Genomic DNA, 1,625 nt, shown 5'->3' on the forward strand with positions numbered 1-1,625 from the left:
CGATAAAGATTTTGAACTATTGGACACACCAGGTATTTTATGGCCGAAATTTGAAGACCAGGAAGTAGCTGACAAATTGGCCCTAACTGGTGGGATTAAAGACACCCATTTCTACAAGGATGATGTGGCCTTATTCGCCCTAGAATTCTTCCTACATCATTACCCGGATGCCATCAGCAACCACTACCCAATCAATGCCGAAGACGTCCATCCGCCTTATCCTGACCTACTGATGGCCTTAACCAAGCGTATGGGCATGTTAGAAGACTACGACCGGGCTTCAGACAAGATTATCCGTGACTATCGAGACGGTAAATTGGGCCGCATGACCCTAGACCGAATTGAAGAATACAAAATTTCAGAAAATATCGAGGTAAGTGATTAAATGACTGAGGAGAAAAAGACAGCCTTTGACCTCGCTGATTTAAGCAATTTAAAAATCGGCCAAATTCAAGCCTACTTGGCCTCAAGTGAGGTTGATCCAGTCTACGTACAGGCCTTACGAGAAGATAGGCGCAAAGGGGTGCAAAACGCCTTATTACGCTATGACAAGGCCATAGTTAAGCAACAAGCCATCTTAGACCAGATTGGACAGCTGAAAACACGAGAAAACGAATTGCGTCAACAAGGCTACCAATTGATAGCTGGGGTAGATGAAGTTGGACGTGGTCCTTTAGCTGGCCCGGTTGTGACAAGTGCCGTTATTTTGCCTAGTGACATGCCTCCTGTCTACTTTAATGATTCCAAACAGTTATCCCATGCAAAACGCCAAGCCTTGGTGGCGGACATTGAAAAATATGCCATTGCTAAGACAATCGGGATCCAAACAGCCCAAGAAATTGACCAAACCAACATCTTAATTGCCACAAAGCAAGCCATGATGTCTGCTTTAGATCAATTGCATCCGGCACCTGATTATGTCTTAATCGATGCTGTTCATTTGAATGACTACAAGAAGACGCCTCAAGAAGCTATTATCAAGGGCGACGCGACGGTTTATGCTATTGCAGCAGCCTCCATCTATGCTAAGGAATACCGGGATAAATTGATGGCAGAATACGCAGACTTATATCCAGGTTACGGCTTTGAAGCCAATGCTGGGTACGGGACTAAACAACACCTAGATGGCCTAGAAAAATACGGTCCAAGTCCTATTCACCGCAAGACTTTTGCGCCAGTGAAAAATTATGTATAAAAATCAATCAATCTAAATGGTCAAATTCAACCACCTCCTACGTATATACATGTAAAGGGGTGGTTTTTTGTTATTTGAAATTGAAAATCCGTATATGGATATGATGCTCAAAAATGAGGAAGATGTTTTAGCTATGACAGAATCTATGCTGGTTTATGCCTTTGAATCTGGTGTATTTACCTACCGGGAATTGGCCGATATGATTCAAGCCCAAGTGACTACACTTGAAGAATTAGACAGGCATATCCAAGGGCTTCAAGATACACAGAAATTAAAGGCCTGGGGTCGATTTAAGCAAAAGTATTCACTTGCTTATTTTAGAAAATTGTACAAAAGGTACCATATTCATCCGGTGACCATCCTCAATACGCAAAGATATCCAAAGCCCTTACTGCAAACCTACCAACCTAATTTAGTTTTATTTTGTCAG

At 42.4% G+C, this 1,625-nt stretch carries 1 protein-coding gene and 2 pseudogenes; all 3 read left to right on the top strand.

Features of this window, described 5'->3' with window-relative positions:
- Positions 1–385, top strand: a pseudogene (rbgA, locus tag ACRCJ0_RS13620) (ribosome biogenesis GTPase YlqF); the annotation flags it as partial.
- Positions 386–1,195: a ribonuclease HII gene (locus tag ACRCJ0_RS13625; protein ID WP_431390772.1), complete on the top strand. Its 810-nt coding sequence runs from the start codon at positions 386–388 to the stop codon at positions 1,193–1,195.
- 67 nt (positions 1,196–1,262) lie between these two features.
- A pseudogene (locus tag ACRCJ0_RS13630) lies at positions 1,263–1,625 on the top strand (DNA-processing protein DprA); the annotation flags it as partial.

Source organism: Aerococcus sp. L_32, from assembly GCF_050689315.1.